General features: G+C 69.9%; 15 protein-coding genes. 5 read left to right on the top strand and 10 right to left on the bottom strand.

The window, feature by feature from the left end; genetic code table 11:
- The first annotated feature begins 6 nt into the window (after positions 1 to 6).
- A complete protein-coding gene (locus tag ABZ909_RS00250) occupies positions 7 to 150 on the top strand; it encodes a hotdog domain-containing protein (protein WP_356995369.1) in 144 nt (47 codons plus the stop codon).
- 214 nt (positions 151 to 364) lie between these two features.
- On the opposite strand, the gene ABZ909_RS00245 is transcribed toward ABZ909_RS00250, so the two are convergent.
- Positions 365 to 670, bottom strand: coding sequence for a chorismate mutase (locus ABZ909_RS00245; RefSeq protein ID WP_354836317.1), 306 nt, complete (start codon positions 668 to 670; stop codon positions 365 to 367).
- A gap of 343 nt (positions 671 to 1,013) precedes the next feature.
- On the opposite strand from ABZ909_RS00245, the gene pcrA reads away from it, so the two are divergent.
- The gene (gene pcrA, locus ABZ909_RS00240) at positions 1,014 to 3,479 is read left to right on the top strand and encodes a DNA helicase PcrA (protein ID WP_356995367.1); all 2,466 of its coding nucleotides are present in this window, start codon (positions 1,014 to 1,016) and stop codon (positions 3,477 to 3,479) included.
- Here the strand turns inward: pcrA and ABZ909_RS00235 are convergent, their stop codons facing one another.
- The 4 genes from ABZ909_RS00235 to ABZ909_RS00220 form a co-directional block, all read right to left on the bottom strand.
- Positions 3,480 to 3,719, bottom strand: a complete 240-nt coding sequence (locus tag ABZ909_RS00235) for a hypothetical protein (RefSeq protein ID WP_356995366.1) — start codon at positions 3,717 to 3,719, stop codon at positions 3,480 to 3,482. It abuts the gene before it with no gap.
- Positions 3,716 to 5,320 (bottom strand): cytochrome bc complex cytochrome b subunit, encoded by a 1,605-nt coding sequence (locus tag ABZ909_RS00230; RefSeq protein WP_356995364.1) that lies wholly within the window; start codon positions 5,318 to 5,320, stop codon positions 3,716 to 3,718. Before ABZ909_RS00230 ends, ABZ909_RS00235 begins: the two co-directional genes overlap by 4 nt.
- Before the next feature lie 90 nt (positions 5,321 to 5,410).
- A complete protein-coding gene (locus tag ABZ909_RS00225) occupies positions 5,411 to 6,793 on the bottom strand; it encodes a DUF1731 domain-containing protein (RefSeq protein ID WP_356995363.1) in 1,383 nt (460 codons plus the stop codon).
- A gap of 81 nt (positions 6,794 to 6,874) precedes the next feature.
- On the bottom strand, positions 6,875 to 7,351 hold the full coding sequence (locus ABZ909_RS00220) for a hypothetical protein (protein ID WP_356995361.1): 477 nt from the start codon (positions 7,349 to 7,351) through the stop codon (positions 6,875 to 6,877).
- Between the two features lie 190 nt (positions 7,352 to 7,541).
- Between ABZ909_RS00220 and ABZ909_RS00215 the strand changes: the two genes are divergently transcribed.
- Positions 7,542 to 7,946 carry a DUF3224 domain-containing protein gene (locus tag ABZ909_RS00215; protein ID WP_356995360.1) on the top strand — a complete coding sequence of 135 codons (405 nt, stop codon included), beginning with the start codon at positions 7,542 to 7,544 and terminating at the stop codon, positions 7,944 to 7,946.
- Between the two features lie 37 nt (positions 7,947 to 7,983).
- Here the strand turns inward: ABZ909_RS00215 and ABZ909_RS00210 are convergent, their stop codons facing one another.
- Both ABZ909_RS00210 and ABZ909_RS00205 read right to left on the bottom strand, forming a co-directional pair.
- Positions 7,984 to 9,606, bottom strand: a complete 1,623-nt coding sequence (locus ABZ909_RS00210; RefSeq protein WP_356995358.1) for an acyl-CoA dehydrogenase family protein — start codon at positions 9,604 to 9,606, stop codon at positions 7,984 to 7,986.
- Positions 9,607 to 9,618: 12 nt separating this feature from the next.
- Positions 9,619 to 10,269, bottom strand: a complete 651-nt coding sequence (locus tag ABZ909_RS00205) for a TetR/AcrR family transcriptional regulator (protein ID WP_356995357.1) — start codon at positions 10,267 to 10,269, stop codon at positions 9,619 to 9,621.
- Positions 10,270 to 10,388: 119 nt separating this feature from the next.
- On the opposite strand from ABZ909_RS00205, the gene ABZ909_RS00200 reads away from it, so the two are divergent.
- Together ABZ909_RS00200 and ABZ909_RS00195 are read left to right on the top strand one after the other, a co-directional pair.
- Entirely contained in the window at positions 10,389 to 11,150 is a 762-nt protein-coding gene (locus ABZ909_RS00200; protein WP_356995355.1) for a crotonase/enoyl-CoA hydratase family protein, read from the top strand.
- Between the two features lie 86 nt (positions 11,151 to 11,236).
- Complete coding sequence (locus ABZ909_RS00195; protein ID WP_356995353.1) at positions 11,237 to 12,496, top strand: hypothetical protein; 1,260 nt, start codon at positions 11,237 to 11,239, stop codon at positions 12,494 to 12,496.
- Between the two features lie 7 nt (positions 12,497 to 12,503).
- Here the strand turns inward: ABZ909_RS00195 and ABZ909_RS00190 are convergent, their stop codons facing one another.
- The 3 genes from ABZ909_RS00190 to ABZ909_RS00180 form a co-directional block, all read right to left on the bottom strand.
- Positions 12,504 to 14,117: a carboxylesterase/lipase family protein gene (locus tag ABZ909_RS00190; protein ID WP_356995351.1), complete on the bottom strand. Its 1,614-nt coding sequence runs from the start codon at positions 14,115 to 14,117 to the stop codon at positions 12,504 to 12,506.
- Positions 14,118 to 14,235: 118 nt separating this feature from the next.
- Positions 14,236 to 14,481, bottom strand: coding sequence for a DUF2630 family protein (locus tag ABZ909_RS00185; RefSeq protein ID WP_354836333.1), 246 nt, complete (start codon positions 14,479 to 14,481; stop codon positions 14,236 to 14,238).
- Positions 14,478 to 15,878: a PLP-dependent aminotransferase family protein gene (locus ABZ909_RS00180; protein ID WP_356995349.1), complete on the bottom strand. Its 1,401-nt coding sequence runs from the start codon at positions 15,876 to 15,878 to the stop codon at positions 14,478 to 14,480. The genes ABZ909_RS00185 and ABZ909_RS00180 overlap by 4 nt, the downstream gene beginning before the upstream one ends.
- Between the last annotated feature and the right edge of the window lie 29 nt (positions 15,879 to 15,907).

Genomic DNA, 15,907 nt, shown 5'->3' with positions numbered 1-15,907 from the left:
CGTGCGGTGCGCGCCGGCGACGAACTGCTGGTGCACGGCTGGGTGGTCAAGCCGGGCTCGCGGATCGCCTTCGCGGAGGCCGACATCCGCTCGGCGGAGGGCAAAACAGTGGCCACGGCCTCGACCAGCCTGCTCGTCATCGGCGGCTGAGCTCCGAACAAGACAAAACCGCCCCGGGGCCGAAACACCCGGGGCGGTCTAGGGGAGCTGCATCCGTGACACGCATGCAGCGTGGTCTGCGCGGTGCCGCACTTCGCGACGTGCCGCATGTTGTATCGAGCATGCAATGCCCGCCGTTAACGGGCCATGCCGAACGCGGCAGGTCCGGAGGTTTCAGGGGGGCGCAGCAGGTCCCCGAGAGTCGTCAGTGCCCGAGACGGCCGCGGCCCAGGCGCAGCAGCAACATCGCCAGGGTGTGACCCTCCTGACCCAGCTCGCTGAATCGCTCCAGCACCTTCATCTCGCGGGAGTGGACGAGCTTGGGCCCGCCGTTCGCCATGCGCGTTCGCCCGATGATGCGCGAGACCTCGGTGCGGCGCTTGATAGCGGCGAGGATTTCGGCGTCCAGCTTGTCGATTTCCAAGCGCAGCTTGTCGATCTCAGCCTCGGAGGGCAGGGCGGAGTCCGAGCCGGTGGCAGACTCGGAATGTCCCGTCGTCGAGATGCTCATTCTTCAACTCCTCGTGGTCCAGAACGTCGATCGGCGGGTGGACCCAACCTGTTACCGATCGGTTCTTCACCAAGAATCAGACCTGTTGGCCATACATTGTCCCCCTGGGACTGCACAACATTGTCCCCCCGGGATCGGGCTCAGGTGCAATGCGTCGCCTTCGAGCCGGTCATGGGACGAGTGTGCCATGCATAGGGACCTATGCAAAACAGGTACGTTTGTGAATCTCCTGAATTTCCCGACCAGGTACGGTTCACCGGATGTTCGCCGGACCGGCACTTATCGGACACCTGTGCGATCCGCCCCGCCGCCTGTCGGTGCGCGCCGGTAGCGTGGATGGGCGATGAATACGACGGTGGCACAGGACGAGCAGAACACCGAGCAAGCGCGGGGAGGCGAAGCGTTGCTCGAGGGATTGAACCCACAACAGCGCGCCGCAGTGATGCACACCGGCACCCCGCTGCTGATCGTGGCCGGGGCCGGGTCGGGAAAGACCGCGGTCCTCACCCGTCGCATCGCCTACCTGCTCGACGCCCGCGGGGTGCGGCCCGGCGAAGTGCTGGCCATCACCTTCACCAACAAGGCCGCCGCCGAGATGCGCGAGCGGGTGGCCGGGCTGGTCGGCCCGCGCGCGGCCGGCATGTGGGTATCCACCTTCCACTCCAGCTGCGTGCGCATCCTGCGCACCCAGGCGTCGCTGCTGGCGGGGCTGAACTCCAACTTCTCCATCTACGACGCGGACGATTCCCGGCGGCTGCTGGGCATGATCATTCGCGACTTCGAGATCGACGCGAAGAAGTACTCGCCGCGCCTGCTGGCCACCGCCATCTCGAATCTCAAGAACGAGCTCATCGACCCGCCGCAGGCCGCGGCCGACGCCGAGACCGAGGACAGCGAGCTGCCGCGCATCGTGGCCCGGGTCTACGACGAGTACCAGCGGCGGCTGCGCGCGGCCAATGCCCTCGACTTCGACGATCTGATCGGTGAGACGGTGTCGCTGCTGCAGCGGCATCCGCAGGTGGCCGAGTACTACCGGCGGCGCTTCCGGCACGTGCTGGTCGACGAGTACCAGGACACCAACCACGCGCAGTACGTGCTGGTGCGTGAACTGGTGGGCCACCATCGGGGCGGGCGGGGTGACGATGCCGCTTCCGCGGATCGGGTGCCGCCCTCGGAGCTGTGCGTGGTGGGTGACGCGGACCAGTCCATCTATGCCTTCCGCGGCGCCACCATCCGCAATATCGAGGAGTTCGAGCGCGACTTCCCGGATGCGGAAACCATTCTGCTGGAACAGAACTACCGCTCCACCCAGTACATCCTGACCGCCGCCAACGCGGTGATCGCCCGCAACGAGGGCCGCCGCGAGAAGAAGCTGTGGACCGATCAGGGCGACGGCGATCTGATCGTCGGCTATGTGGCCGACAACGAGCACGACGAGGCCTCGTTCGTGGCCCGCGAGATCGACAGGCTGGTGGATCAGGGCGACGCCAACTACGCGGATGTGGCGGTCTTCTACCGCACCAACAACAATTCGCGGGCGCTGGAGGAGATCTTCATCCGCATGGGGCTGCCCTACAAGGTGGTCGGCGGGGTGCGCTTCTACGAGCGCAAGGAGGTTCGCGACATCGTGGCCTACCTACGCGTCCTGGAGAACCCGGATGACGCGGTGAGCCTGCGGCGGGTGCTCAACACCCCGCGCCGCGGCATCGGCGACCGCGCGGAGGCCTGCGTGGCCGTGCACGCCGAGCAGCGGAATATCGGCTTCGCGCAGGCGCTCCGGGACGCCGCCGCGGGCAAGGTTGCCCTGCTCAACAGCCGCTCACAGCGGGCCATCGCCGGATTCCTGGAGCTGCTGGCGGAGATCCGGGCGGCGGGCGCGCAGGCAGACATGGACTTCCCGGATGTGGGTTCGGTGGTGGAAGCGGTGCTGGACCGCACCGGCTATCGCGCCGAGCTGGAGGCCTCCGACGATCCGCAGGACGGCGCGCGCCTGGACAACCTCAACGAATTGGTCAGCGTCGCACGCGAATTCAGTTCCGAGGCGCGCAACAATGTGGAGGCCGCGCGGGCCGAGGGCATCCTGCCCGAGCAGGCCGAGGGTGAACCGGAGCCGGGTTCGCTGGCGGCGTTCCTGGAGCGGGTCTCGCTGGTGGCCGATGCGGACCAGATTCCCGAAGAGGGTTCGGGCGTGGTCACGTTGATGACCCTGCACACCGCCAAGGGCCTGGAGTTCCCGGTCGTGTTCGTGACCGGCTGGGAGGACGGCCAGTTCCCGCACATGCGCGCCCTGGGCGATCCGACGGAGCTACAGGAGGAGCGCCGGCTGGCGTATGTGGGCATCACGCGCGCCCGCAAGCGCCTGTATCTGACCCGGGCCGTGGTCCGTTCGGGCTGGGGGCAGCCGGTGTCCAATCCGGAATCCCGCTTCCTGCAAGAGATTCCGGGTCATCTCATGGATTGGCGGCGGCTGGAGCCCGCCCAGTCACAGACTTCGCGCGGTTTCCGTCGGCGCGGCGAAGACGAAGGGCTGGAACGGGATTGGACCCGCGGTGACGGCTGGTCGGAGCCCCGCCCCGGTCTGCGCGATCGCGGCGAACGACGGCCCGCGCCGGCCGCCTCGGGGGTCAAGCGCAACAACACCGGGCTGGTGCTGGCCGTCGGCGACCGCGTCAACGACGACAAGTACGGCCTGGGCCGGGTGATCGCCGCCGAGGGCTTCGGCTCGCTGGCGACGGTCACCATCGACTTCGGCACGGCCGGCAAGATCCGGCTGATCCCGCAGTACAGCCGGACCCTGACCAAGCTCTGATCAGCTGGTGTGGCGACTGAGGACGTCGTAGGCGCGCACGGCGTCCTCGGGAAAGACCAGGATTCGGAAGCGGTCCTTGATGTTTCGCCAGCGGTGGATGCGCGCCCGGCCCATGGTGGCGCGCACCCCGTGGGTGTGCAGCAGCTGCCGGACGGCGCGCGCGGACTGCATGTCGTAGACGGTGGCGGCGGGCACCAGCAGCCCGTATTCCTCGTCGTCGGTGCGTGTCCGGAGTTTCATCCTCGACTCCCGTTGTCCTGCTTGGCTTTCAGCATGGTGAGCTGTGCGTGTTCCTCATCATGATGCTGGGCGGTGAGGAGCGCACGCTCGTCGGGTGGGTCGGCGGTGAGGAACCCGCCGGGTCCCGGTTCGCCCGCGGAGCCGAGCTTGCTCATCTTCTTCGGGACGGCCGCGCCCTGGTACTCCAGGGGAATCGGATGGCCGTGCCGGTCCACCGGCCCGAGCGACTGGTGCACCTCGATGTACTCGCCGTGCGGCAGCCGCTTGATGATGCCGGTCTCGATACCGTGCTCGAGCACCGCCCGATCGCTGCGCTGCAGGCCCAGGCAGAACCGGTAGGCCACGGCGTAGGCCAGTGGCGGCAAGGTCAGCAGCGCGATCCGGAAGAACCAGGTGGTCGCGTTGAGGGAGACGTCGAACTTCAGCGCGATGATGTCGTTCACGCAGGCGAAGGTGAGCACCAGATAGAAGGCGATGGCCATGGCTCCGATAGCGGTGCGCACCGGCACATCTCGCGGCCGCTGCAGCAGATTGTGGTGCGCGGTGTCCTTGGTCAGCCGCTTCTCGATCCACGGGTACAGGGGGATCACCGCCAGCACGATGCCCATCACCACCGCCACCCAGAACGGCGCGGGAATGGTGTAGCGGCCCAGGTAGATCTCCCAGGGCGGCATGAGCCGGGCCAGGCCGTCGGTCCACATCATGTAGAAGTCGGGCTGGGATCCGGCCGACACCTGGGCGGGGTTGTAGGGCCCCAGATTCCAGATCGGGTTGATCTGGAACAGCCCACCCATGAGCGCGACGGTGGCCAGGGTGAACGCGAAGAACGCGCCCTGGTCCAGGGAGAACACCGGAACGATGCGCGCGCCCACCACATTTCGCTCGGTACGGGCGGGGCCGGGGAACTGGGTGTGCTTCTGGTACCAGACGAGTGCGATGTGAGCGCCGATGAGCGCCAGCATGATTCCCGGGAACAGCAGCACGTGGGTGATGTAGAGCCGCGGGATCAGGACGGTGCCGGGGAATTCCCCGCCGAAGAGGAAGAAGTGGATCCAGGTGCCCACCACCGGGACCGCCATGGTGATGCCGCCCAGCGGTGACCGCAGGCCGGTGCCGGAGAGCAGATCGTCGGGTAGCGAGTAGCCGAAGTAGCCCTCGAACATGGCCAGGATCAGCAGGACCGCGCCGATCACCCAGGTGGCCTCGCGGGGTTTGCGGAAGGCGCCGGTGAAGAACACCCGGAACATGTGGATGATGATCGACGCCGCGAACAGCAGGGCGGCCCAGTGGTGGACCTGCCGTACGAACAGGCCGCCGCGCACGTCGAAGGAGATGTCCAGGACGCTGCGGTAGGCGGCCGACATCTGGACGCCCCGCAGTGGCTGGTAGCTGCCGTTGTAGGTCACCTCGGTCATGGACGGCTCGAAGTAGAGCGTCAGGTAGACCCCGGACAGCAGCAGGATGATGAAGCTGTACAGCGCGATCTCCCCGAGCAGGAACGACCAGTGGGTCGGGAAGACCTTGTTGATGGAGCGTTTCAGGCCCGCGGCGAGGTGATACCGCTGGTCGGCGGCATCGGCGCGGTTCGCGGTGGCGTTCATGAACATGAGACGCCGGAGCGGGCCGAAACGTGACACCCGGATCGAGTGGTTGTCCCGGATCACATCTCGGGGACGGCCGGGATCGCCGGGTCAGCGCGGCAGCAGGTCCGACAGCGCCTCGTCGAGGGTCGGGTAGCGGAAGCGGAACCCGCTGTGCCGCAGCACCTCCGAAGTGGCGTGCCGGCCGGTCAGCCCGAGCGCCGGATCGGTGCGCAGGAAGACCGCGCCGACGGTGAGGGCGGCCGCGGGGGTGGGCGGCGACCACGGGCGGCGCAGCTGCCTGCGCAGGGTGGTCATGAGCTCCTTGTTGCGCACCGGGAAGTCGGTGGCCGCGACCACCACGCCGGTGGGCAGGCCGACTCGCGGGTCCAGGCCCAGCCCGGCGCGCACGATGGCCAGCCAGTCCTCGACGTGGATCCAGCTGAACCACTGCCGGCCGCTGCCGACACTGCCGCCCAGGCCCGCCTTGGTCAGGCCCACCAGTCGCCGCAGCGCGGGGGCGTCCGGGTCCAGCACGATGGAGGTGCGCAGGATGGTCCAGTGCGTGGCATTGGCGCCCTCGAAGGCCGCTTCCCAGGGTGCGGCCACGCCGGTCATCTGCGGCAGGCCGGGCTCGGGCAGGGGTGTGCCCTCGGTGCAGCGGAGTTCCCCGGCGTCGGCCCAGATGGCGGTGGTGCTCGCCTGGATCCAGTAGTCGACGGGCCGGTCCAGTGTCTTGGACGCCTCCACCAGCGCGCGGGTGGAATCGACGCGGCTGCGGCGCAATTCGGCGATATTACGGGCGGTGGGGCGGCAGTCGACGAGCTTGCCGGCGAGGTTGATCACCGCGGTGCGGCCCGCATTGCGCAGGGCGTCGGCCCACGTGCCGACGGTGCGGCCGTCCCATTCGTATTGCGGGTAGGGCAGTTCCAGCGCGGTGCGCCGGGTGAGGACGACGACACGCTGGCCCCGGCAGGTGAGGTCGGCGGCCAGGGTGCGGCCGAGGGCGCCGGTGCCGCCGGCGATCACGACGGTGAGCGCGTCCGCGGCGGGCCGCAGTCCGGCCAGCTGGGCCAGGCGGGTGAAGCAGGTGTGGGTGTCGGTCTGCAGCAGGTCCCCGACGACCTTGCGCATGACCGCGGCCGAGGTGCCGGTGAAGGTGAGCTGCTGCCGGAGTTCGGTGCCACCGTCACGCGGGGTCAGCACCCAGCGCAGTCGCATGGTGCCCGCGGGTTCGGGTTGTTCCAGGGTGATTTCGCGGTCGGGTACGAAGGTGGAGACGACGAACGGTTTCGCGAGCCGCCCGTGCACGGCCTCGGTGACGCGCCCGCGCGGCAGATAGTCGCCGGTGACGCCCGCCGCGGGGGTCCCGTGCAGCGTCACCGCGGTGATGGCGGGATTCCACTCCGGCCAGCGGGCGGGATCGCCGAGCACGGCCCACAGCTGCTGCGGCGGGAGGGCGATCCACTGGGTGTACGTCGTTGTACGAGGCATACTTTCGACGCTATTACCGGCGGGCTGCGGCGGGAAGCGTGGTCTTGGTCGCAGCCCGCGCGGTGTCCTCGGGGCCGGGTGTCAGCCGATGCTGGTCTGGGTGCCGAGGGTGAAGGTGTGGCCGTGCGAGGTGCAGGTCATGCCGTTACCGTGCGGACGCCCGCCGAGGCAGGTCGCGCCCGCGTAGTCGAACTGGGTGCCGGCGTACACGTTTCCGGGCGGGCGCGGCACGTCCCAGAGCTGGCGGGCATTCGGATTGCCGTGCTGGCCGCCGAGGCCGAAGGTCGGGTGGGCGGGCAGGAAGGAGCCGTCGATCACGATGTCGGAGATGGGAATCAGGCCCCACAATTTGTTGCCCTGGCCGAGATCGCAGGCGACATCGCCATTCGCGTGAATGGCGCACTGGGTGGCGAATTCATTGAAATACAGGGTGTCGCCCACCAGGAAATCCGAGTTGTCCGCCTCGATCACACCCGAGTCCGCCGAGGCGGCGCCGGTGCCGAGGATTGTGAGCGCGACCGCTGCCATCGCACTGCCGATAACACTACGCACGTTCATGATCATCGACACTAGAGCACCGGAACCCCTTGACACCAGCGCGAATTCGCGTTTTTCACAATTCGGGCATCGATTAACGAGACTTCTCGATCCACCCCGATTCGCCACTTGATGAATGTCCCCGTACCGCCTGAAGGTGGAGGACGACAGTCGCGCGCCGCGGGCGCATTCCGAAGAACAGGGGCATGTGATGAGCGAGAAGATTCGGGTCGAAGGCACCATCACGGTGCACAAATACGAGCCGGTTCCCTACGACGAGCCCGAGCAGGGACCGGTGCTCACCCGAATTCACGTGGAGGAGAGCTTCTCCGGCGGCATCGAGGGCGACGGTGTGGTGGAATTCCTCCAGTCCTCCACCCCCGACGGCGCGGCCAGTTTCGTCGGCATCGAGCGGATCGCCGGTTCCGTCGACGGCAAATCCGGCACCTTCCTCCTCCAGGACGCCGGCACCGTCGCCGACAACATCGTCAGCGGCACCTGGTTCGTAGTCCCCGGCTCCGGCACCGCCGACCTGACCAACCTCCGCGGCGAAGGCGGCTTCACGGCCAATCTCGGTGAGGGCGCAAAGGTCTGGCTCGAGTACTGGTTCGACTGATGCCGAGGGTGGCCGCCCACAGTCAGCCGGAGCCGGCTCAGTCGACGTAGGCGCGCTGAATGATCGCCTCGGTGTCGACGCCGGTCGGCAGCGTGCCGAAGGCGATGCCCCAGTCACCTCCGAACCTGGTGGCGCAGAAGGCGTCCGCGACGGCCTGGTGGCCGTGCCGCACCAGCTGCGCGCCCTGCAGCACCAGCGCCATCAGCTCGACCACGCGGCGCGCGCGGTACTCGATATCGGCGAAGTCGGTGAGCTCCTTGCCGATTCGGTCGATGGCCTCGTCCAGGTGGCGGTTGGCGCCGCGGGCGAGGTTCACCTCGGTGAAGAATGCCTCGACCGTCTCCGGCTGCCGCCCCATGGCGCGCAGCGCGTCCAGCGCGGCCACATTGCCCGAGCCCTCCCAGATGGACATGAGCGGTGCCTCGCGGTACAGCCGCGGCATGCCGGACTCCTCGGCATAACCGTTGCCGCCGAAGCATTCCAGCGCCTCGGCCGCGTGCGCGGGGGCGCGCTTGCACACCCAGTACTTGGTGACCGCCAGTGCGATGCGGCGCAGTGCCGCCTCGGCGGGATCGGAGTCCGCGCGGTCGGTGGCTCCGGCCAGGCGCATCATGATGGTGGTCGCGGCATCGGATTCGATCACCAGGTCCGCCAGCACATTCCGCATGGCGGGCTGGTCGACGAGGTGCTTGCCGAACACCTGGCGATGCCGGGCGTGGTGGGTGGCGTAGACGGCCCCGGCGCGCATGCCGGTGGCCGAGCCGATCACGCAGTCCAGCCGGGTCATATTGACCATCTCGATAATGGTCTTCACGCCCGCGCCCTCCGCGCCGACCGGCCAGCCGATGGCGTTCTCGTACTCCAGTTCCGAGGAGGCGTTGGACTTGTTGCCCAGCTTGTCCTTGAGCCGCTGGATGCGCAGCGCGTTGCGGGTGCCGTCGGGCAGCACCCGGGGCAGCAGGAAGCAGGACAGGCCGCCCGGCGCCTGGGCCAGGGTCAGGAACATGTCGCCCATGGGGTGCGAGGTGAACCACTTGTGGCCGACGATGCGGTAGGTGCCGTCGGCGAGCGGGGTGGCCGTGGTGGTGTTGGCGCGGACGTCGGAGCCGCCCTGTTTCTCGGTCATGGACATGCCCGCGATGAGTCCGGCCTTGCTGGACGGCTCGCGCAGGCCGAAATCGTAGACGCGGGAGGCCAGCAGCGGCTCGAACTTCGCGGCCAGTTCGGGATTGTGGCGCAGCGCCGGCACCACGGCGTAGGTCATGGAGATCGGGCACATGTGCCCGGCGTCGGCCAGGCCCCAGGTGAAGAACTTGGCGGCGCGGGCCGCGTGCGCGCCGGACCGGTCGTCCTGCCAGGGCGAACCGTGCAGGCCGTGCGACACCGCGGTGTCCATGAGGTTGTGCCAGTACGGGTGGAACTCCACCTCGTCGATGCGGTTGCCGTAGCGGTCGTGGGTGTGCAGAATCGGCGGGTTCTCGTTGGCCAGCCGGCCCCACTCCTGCGCGGCCGCGCCGCCCGCGAGCGCGCCCAGCTCCCGCACCTCGGCCTCGGCCCAGCCCGCACCCTCCCGGTGCAGGCCCTCGAGCAGCGCGGGATTGCGCGAATTGTCGAAGGGGACGATGGGCGGCACCTGGTTGAAGACGTCGTGCGTGTGCATTGCGGGTGACTCCTATTCGTGTGGGACGCCGCGAGATTCGGGGTGGCCGCCGGAGGCGTCCGGCTGGACACCGAGGGCGCGCAGGGCGAACGCGACCAGTTCCGGCAGCACCGATTCGCTCTGGAGTTGTTCGGAGAGCGGGCCGACGAGCACCTCGCCGATCGCCCCGACCAGCGCGGTCGCGGAGGTGCGCGGATCCTGCGGCGGCAGTTGACCGGTGGCGATGCCGTCGGAGATCGCGGACACGTAGGTCTCGGCGAAGGCCCGGCGGAAGCGCAGGCGTTCGGCGTCGACGACGGTGTCCACGGGTTCGGCGAGCAGCACATAGGCGAGTTTGGGGTTCTTGAGGGCGCGGCCGGCGAAGGTCTCGACGGCGGCGGTGACCCGGTCCGGGGCGGTGCGTCCCTCCCCCGCCGCGCCGGCCTCGGCGACGGCGTCGACCTCACGGGTGACGACCTCACGGAAGACGGCGGTGACGAGTTCGGCCTTGCCGCTGAAGTTCTTGTACACCGTCCCGGTGGCGACCCCGGCCTCGGCGGCGACCGCGGCCATGGACAGTCCGGCGAACCCGTCGCGGGACAGCACGGTCATGGCCGCCCGCACGATCGACCCCGCCTGAGCGTCCAGGCGAGCCTGGACAGCGGGGGTTCTGCGATAGGCCATACAAGAAGTGAACCACCAATTCATTTCTTGACGCAAGCCCACCCGTCGCCCACCACCACCCGCAACCGAGGCGCTCCGCGCCGCTGTGCAGAATCCACTTACGGCGTACTGTCGGCCGCGTGACAGTACGAGTCGAGCGCAACGGCCCCGTCTACACCGTGATCCTGCACCGCCCCGAAGCCCGCAACGCGGTCGACGGCCCCACCGCGAAAGCCCTGGCCGACGCCTTCCGCGACTTCGACGCGGACCCCACCGCCGCGGTCGCCGTGCTGTGGGGCGACGGTGGCACCTTCTGCGCCGGCGCCGACCTCAAGGCGCTCGGCACCGAACGCTCCAACCAGGTCACCGAGGACGGCGACGGACCCATGGGCCCGACCCGCATGAAACTGTCCAAACCCGTCATCGCCGCGGTCTCCGGGTACGCGGTCGCGGGCGGCATCGAGCTGGCGCTCTGGTGCGATCTGCGAATCGCGGAGCAGGACAGCACCTTCGGCGTGTTCTGCCGCCGCTGGGGTGTGCCGCTCATCGACGGCGGCACCGTGCGACTGCCCCGCATCATCGGCGAGGGCCGCGCCATGGACCTGATTCTCACCGGCCGGGCCGTCGGCGCCACCGAGGCGCTGCAGATCGGACTGGTCAACCGGGTGGTGCCGAACGGCGAATCCCGCCGCGCCGCCGAGGAACTCGCGCGCGAACTGGCCACGCTGCCGCAGACCTGCCTGCGCTCGGACCGCATGTCGGTGCTGGAGCAGAACGGGCTGGAGGAGTCCGAGGCCATCGCCAACGAGCTGCGCCACGGCATGACGGCCCTGATGGACGGCGCACTGGACGGGGCGCAGCGCTTCGCCTCGGGCGAGGGCCGCCACGGCCGCCCGGCCTGATCGGACCTCGGGGTCGACCGGTCGCGCGAAAGCCCCGAATACGCGCGGCAGCACCCCATGGAACCGATCGGTACGCTAGCCGTTCGATGGATCGGCTGAGCGTGCTGGACGAGATCTTCCTGCGGTCGCATCGGGGCATGGGCACCCCGATCGTCCTGCAGGGACTCTGGCGTACCGCCGAACCGGTGCATCCGGCCCTGCTCTGGCGGGTGCACCGCGATCTACGCACCGGGCCGCTCGGCCGCCGGGTGGTGCGCTCGCGGGTGCCCGGGGCGCGGCCACGCTGGCAGCCGAACGAGACCGCATACCCGTTCACCGTGACGCCGGAGCCGATTCCGCGCGCGGCCGCACTGGATTGGGCCGACCGCCAGGGCGCGGACCTCGATCCCGAGGCCGGGCCGGGCTGGCGGCTGTCGGCGGCGCGGCTGGACGACGGCGGCTGCCTGGTCGCGCTGACCTGTTCGCACGCGTTGGCCGACGGCCGCGCGCTGACCCTGGCCATCGACAACGCACTGTCCGGTGTCCCGCTCGCGGCACCCCTTGCGGGACATTCGGATTGGGCCGACGCCCGGCGCATGTGGGCCACGGTCCTGGGTGGGACCGCCCGCGCGCTGCGGCGCGGCATTCCCGAACGCCCGGCCGCGCCCGAGGCTCGGAAGGTGTTGCCGGGCAACGAGAATGCCTTCGCAAGCCCCGGAACCTCCACCACCTGCGGGACGGTGCTCGAGATCCCTGCCCGGGACTGGAACCGCGTCGCGGTCGCGCACGCGGGCACCGCCAACAGCCTGTTCGTCCATCTGATCGCGAAGATGCTGTGGTCCAGCGGTTTTCCCGCGGACACCATCGCCGCCAGCCTCCCGGTCGACACCCGCGACGAACCGCGCGTGGACAACGACATGTCCATGACCGAGGTCGCCATCACCCGCGACGACACCCCGGCGACCCTGCGCCGCAAGGCCCGTGCGGCCTACGAGCACCGCATGACCAGTCCGGGCGGCATCCCCGAGGAGATCCTCCAGGTCATGCCCGACCGGTGGGCGTATCGGCTGGCGAGGGGCGCGGGCGAGCGAGACGTCCTGTGCTCCAATATCGGCAACCTGCCCGAGTCGCTGCTGGCGCTGGGCCCGCACTCCTGCACCGGGGTGGCGGCCCGCGCCATCCACCCCGGGCTCCGGCCCGACGCGCTGCCCCGAACCCGGCTCTCGGGGTACCTGACCCGGATCGCCGACACCTACACGCTGTCGCTGATCGGCCTGGATCCGGACGCCATCCCGACCGGGGACGCGCTCACCGCGCTGGCCGAGACGGAACTGTCCGCGCTCGGCCTGCCCTGCTCGACGTGGTGACCGCCGCTCAGGTGAGGGCGGGAATCCGAACTCCCTGCCACGCCAGGCGTTTGGTGCGGTCCGGGTCGAGTTCGACGCGGCCGGGCGAATCGATGATCAGCGTCGCGCGCTGTTCCTCGGTGTAGGCGGGCCAGGCCGGCAGCGGAGTTCCGGTGCGGGCGAAGGCCAGCCAGTTGTCCTGGAACTGGCTCGACACCTCACGAAAGGCGCGGTGGCCGCCGAGCGCGGTCATGGCACGGCCGAAGGACGAATCGACCGCACCGAAGACGGGGATCAGATCCAGGGCGTGCGTGGCGCCGAAACCGCTCAAATGGATTGCGCGCGGGGCGAAGTCGTAGCGGTACGCGTAGGTCGGCGCGTAGCGGCTGTGCGCCTCCATGACGCGGACCGAGGGCCGCCAGAAGGTGAAGTCGCCGCCCATGCGGACGGTGGCCTTCTTGCCCGGAAAACCGGGATAGGCCGCGGTGACCCGGGATTCGACGGCCGCACCGAACTCGGACAGCGTCTCGTGCAGCCGCTCCCGCGAGGTCGGCATGGACTGGCCGAGTTTGGTGAAGATGGGGCTGTCGTCGCCCACGTCGAGGGCCTGGTCCACGTGGCGCAACAGCCAGCGCATGCGATCGGGGGTGGTGGGCAGGGTGTCGTCGAAGCGCACGAACAGGGTGGCCTCGTCCCGGTTGGTCCCGATGATGAGCGGCACCCGGTGCGCGGTGCCATTGGCGAAGGCGGCCAGCGGTGCGGCGGGCAGGAATTCGCCGTCCACCACCGGGGCCACCGGGAACAGGCCCGGCTGCTGGTGCATGATCCGGGCGACCGCGTGATCGACGGCCTTGCGGATGTCGTTCGCACCGGCGATGCGCAGTTCCTTGGCGGCATCCCCGGGGGCGATGCCGAGGTCGTCGAGGCAGCGGCGGGCGAACAGCCGGGCCTCGGCCTGGCTCGGGGCCCAGTCCGCGGGCGCGCTCTGGGCGATGCCGCGGTGGAACAGCCCGGCCGCGGCGGGGGTGGCCATGAGGGCCAGCACCGCGTGCGCCCCGGCCGATTCGCCGAAGATGGTGACATTGTTCGGGTCGCCGCCGAACGCGGCGATATTGCGCTGTACCCATTCCAGGGCCGCGACCTGATCGCGCAGGCCCAGGTTGGAATCGAATCGGCTGTCGGGCGTGGAGTATTCACCGAAGTCGACGTAGCCGAAGGCGCCGAGCCGGTAGTTGACCGACACCACGATGACATCGCCGCGGACCGCCAGCCGGGCGCCGGAGTACAGCCGCAGCGCGGAGGTTCCGATCATGTAGCCGCCGCCGTGGATGAAAACCATGACCGGGCGGGGCGTGGCCGCAGGCGCGTTCGGCGCGGTCACGTTCAGCGTGAGGCAATCCTCGCCGGTCGGCTGTGCCTGCCGCGGCCCGATCCGTGCACCGTCGCGGTGTTGCATTGCGGCATAACCGAAATCGGTGGCGTCGCGCACCCCACTCCACGGTTGCACCGGCTGCGGCGCCCGGAAACGGAACTCCCCGACCGGAGCCGCTGCGAAAGGAATGGACCGCCAGCGTGAAACGCGGCGGCCCCGGAGTCCGCGAACCCTACCGTCCGCGGTCGTGATGTCTGTCGTTGCCACCATTCACAAAGGGTAGACCCAACTCTCGGGGGCTCCCAGGGGCTCGGACCATGGATCCCGAAGGTGGCGGGAACGGCCGACCCGCCAGGCAGAGCGGAACGGCCGGACGGCGGACGGGCGATTACTGCAGGTAGCCCTCGACCTGGCGGGCGGGGTTGACCTGGGCCTCGTCGGGGTTGCGCCCCTGGTCCATGCGGGCGCGGCGCTGACGCAGCAGGTCCCAGCACTGGTCGAGCTGGACCTCGATCTCGGCCAGCTGGCGGCGCTCGGCCTCCGGATCGAGTTCGCCACCGGTGGTCTTGGCACGCAGCTCGTGCTCACGATCCACGAGTTCCTTGATGCGCGCGTGGATGTCCTTTTCGGTCATGCGGACCACTCTACGACCCGGGCCAGCGCCGCCCCCGCCGACCGGACCGCGCCCGGGAGCTCTGCCGCAGGCAGCGCGGCATATCCGAGGACGATGCCGAAGGTGTGCCGGGCGCCCAGATGGTGGCGGGCCAGCGCGTCGAGGTAGACGCCGCGCTCGCGGGCGGCGGCCACCGCGCGGTCCTCCTGCTCCGGGGTGGCGAGTGGGACGAAGACGTGTGATCCGGCGTCGTCGCCACGCACGTCCAGGCCGCGGCCGCGCAGCTCGTCCACCACCAGGGCGCGGCGGGCCGGCATGTCGCGGCGCAGGCGGCGCAGATGGCGGGCCAGGTCACCGTGCCGGGCCAGTTCGGCCACCACCTGCTGACCCGCCGGGGCCGGGCCGGTGCCGGTGAGTTCGCGATGGGCGAGCACCGCCGCGGCGATGGCCGGATCCGCCACCAGCCAGCCGATGCCGAGGGTGGGCGTGAGGATCTTGCTGGTGGTGCCCAGATGCACGACCACATCGGGGGCCAGGGTGGCCAGCAGCGGCAGCGGCGCGGTGTCGTACCGCAATTCGCCGTCGTAGTCGTCCTCGACCACGAGTGCGCCGGTGCGGCGGGCGAATTCGATGAGCTCGACCCGGCGGGCGGCGGGCATGCGCGCGCCGAGCGGAAACTGGTGCGCGGGAGTGCAATACACCAGGCGGGCGTCCTCGGGCAGCCGCTCGACCCGCAGGCCCTCGGCGTCCACCGGCGCCGGGACCGGCCGCATGCCCGCCGCCCGGAACGCCCCGGCCGCCCGCTGATAGCCGGGATCCTCGATGGCCACCACGTCGCCGGGTCGCAGCAGCGCCGCCGCGAGTTCGCCTGCGGCCGCGCTGGTTCCGGCGGTGGCCAGCACGGTGGTTCCGCTGCCCGCGCCCAGCCCGCGATGCCGCAGCAGGTGTTCGGCGACGGCCTCCCGATAGTCGGTCTCCCCGCGCCGGTCCTTGCGGATCAACGGCATTCGATCCGAGGCGGCCCGCCACGCCCGCCGCCAGGCGGCCGGGTCGATGGCCTCGATGGACGGCGCGCCCGCGCCGAGATCCAGCAGTCCCGCCAGCGGATCGGGCCGTTCGGGCCCGCCGGTTTGCGCGCCCACCGGTGCGGGCGCGGCCGTGAGGTAGGTGCCCGAGCCGTGCCGCCCGTCCAGCCAGCCCTCGGCGTGCAACTGGTCGTAGGCGGCGGTGACGACGGTCCGGCTCACCCCGAGCCGATTGGCCAGCTCGCGGGAGGAAGGCAGCCGGTCACCGCCGCGCAACGCGCCGGTGGTCGCGGCCCGGCGCAGTCCGTCGGCCACCTGAACGGCCAGCGGCACGCCGCTGTCCCGTTCGACGATGAACGGCAGATCGTCGTCGACCAGCCGATTCGCCCGCAAGTGGCCTCCTGATCACTCGACAACCGGTC

This window comes from Nocardia sp. NPDC046763 (assembly GCF_040645495.1).
Classification (GTDB): domain Bacteria; phylum Actinomycetota; class Actinomycetes; order Mycobacteriales; family Mycobacteriaceae; genus Nocardia.
Note: the sequence above shows the minus strand (reverse complement) of the source record. Positions and strands in the feature narration are given on the sequence as shown.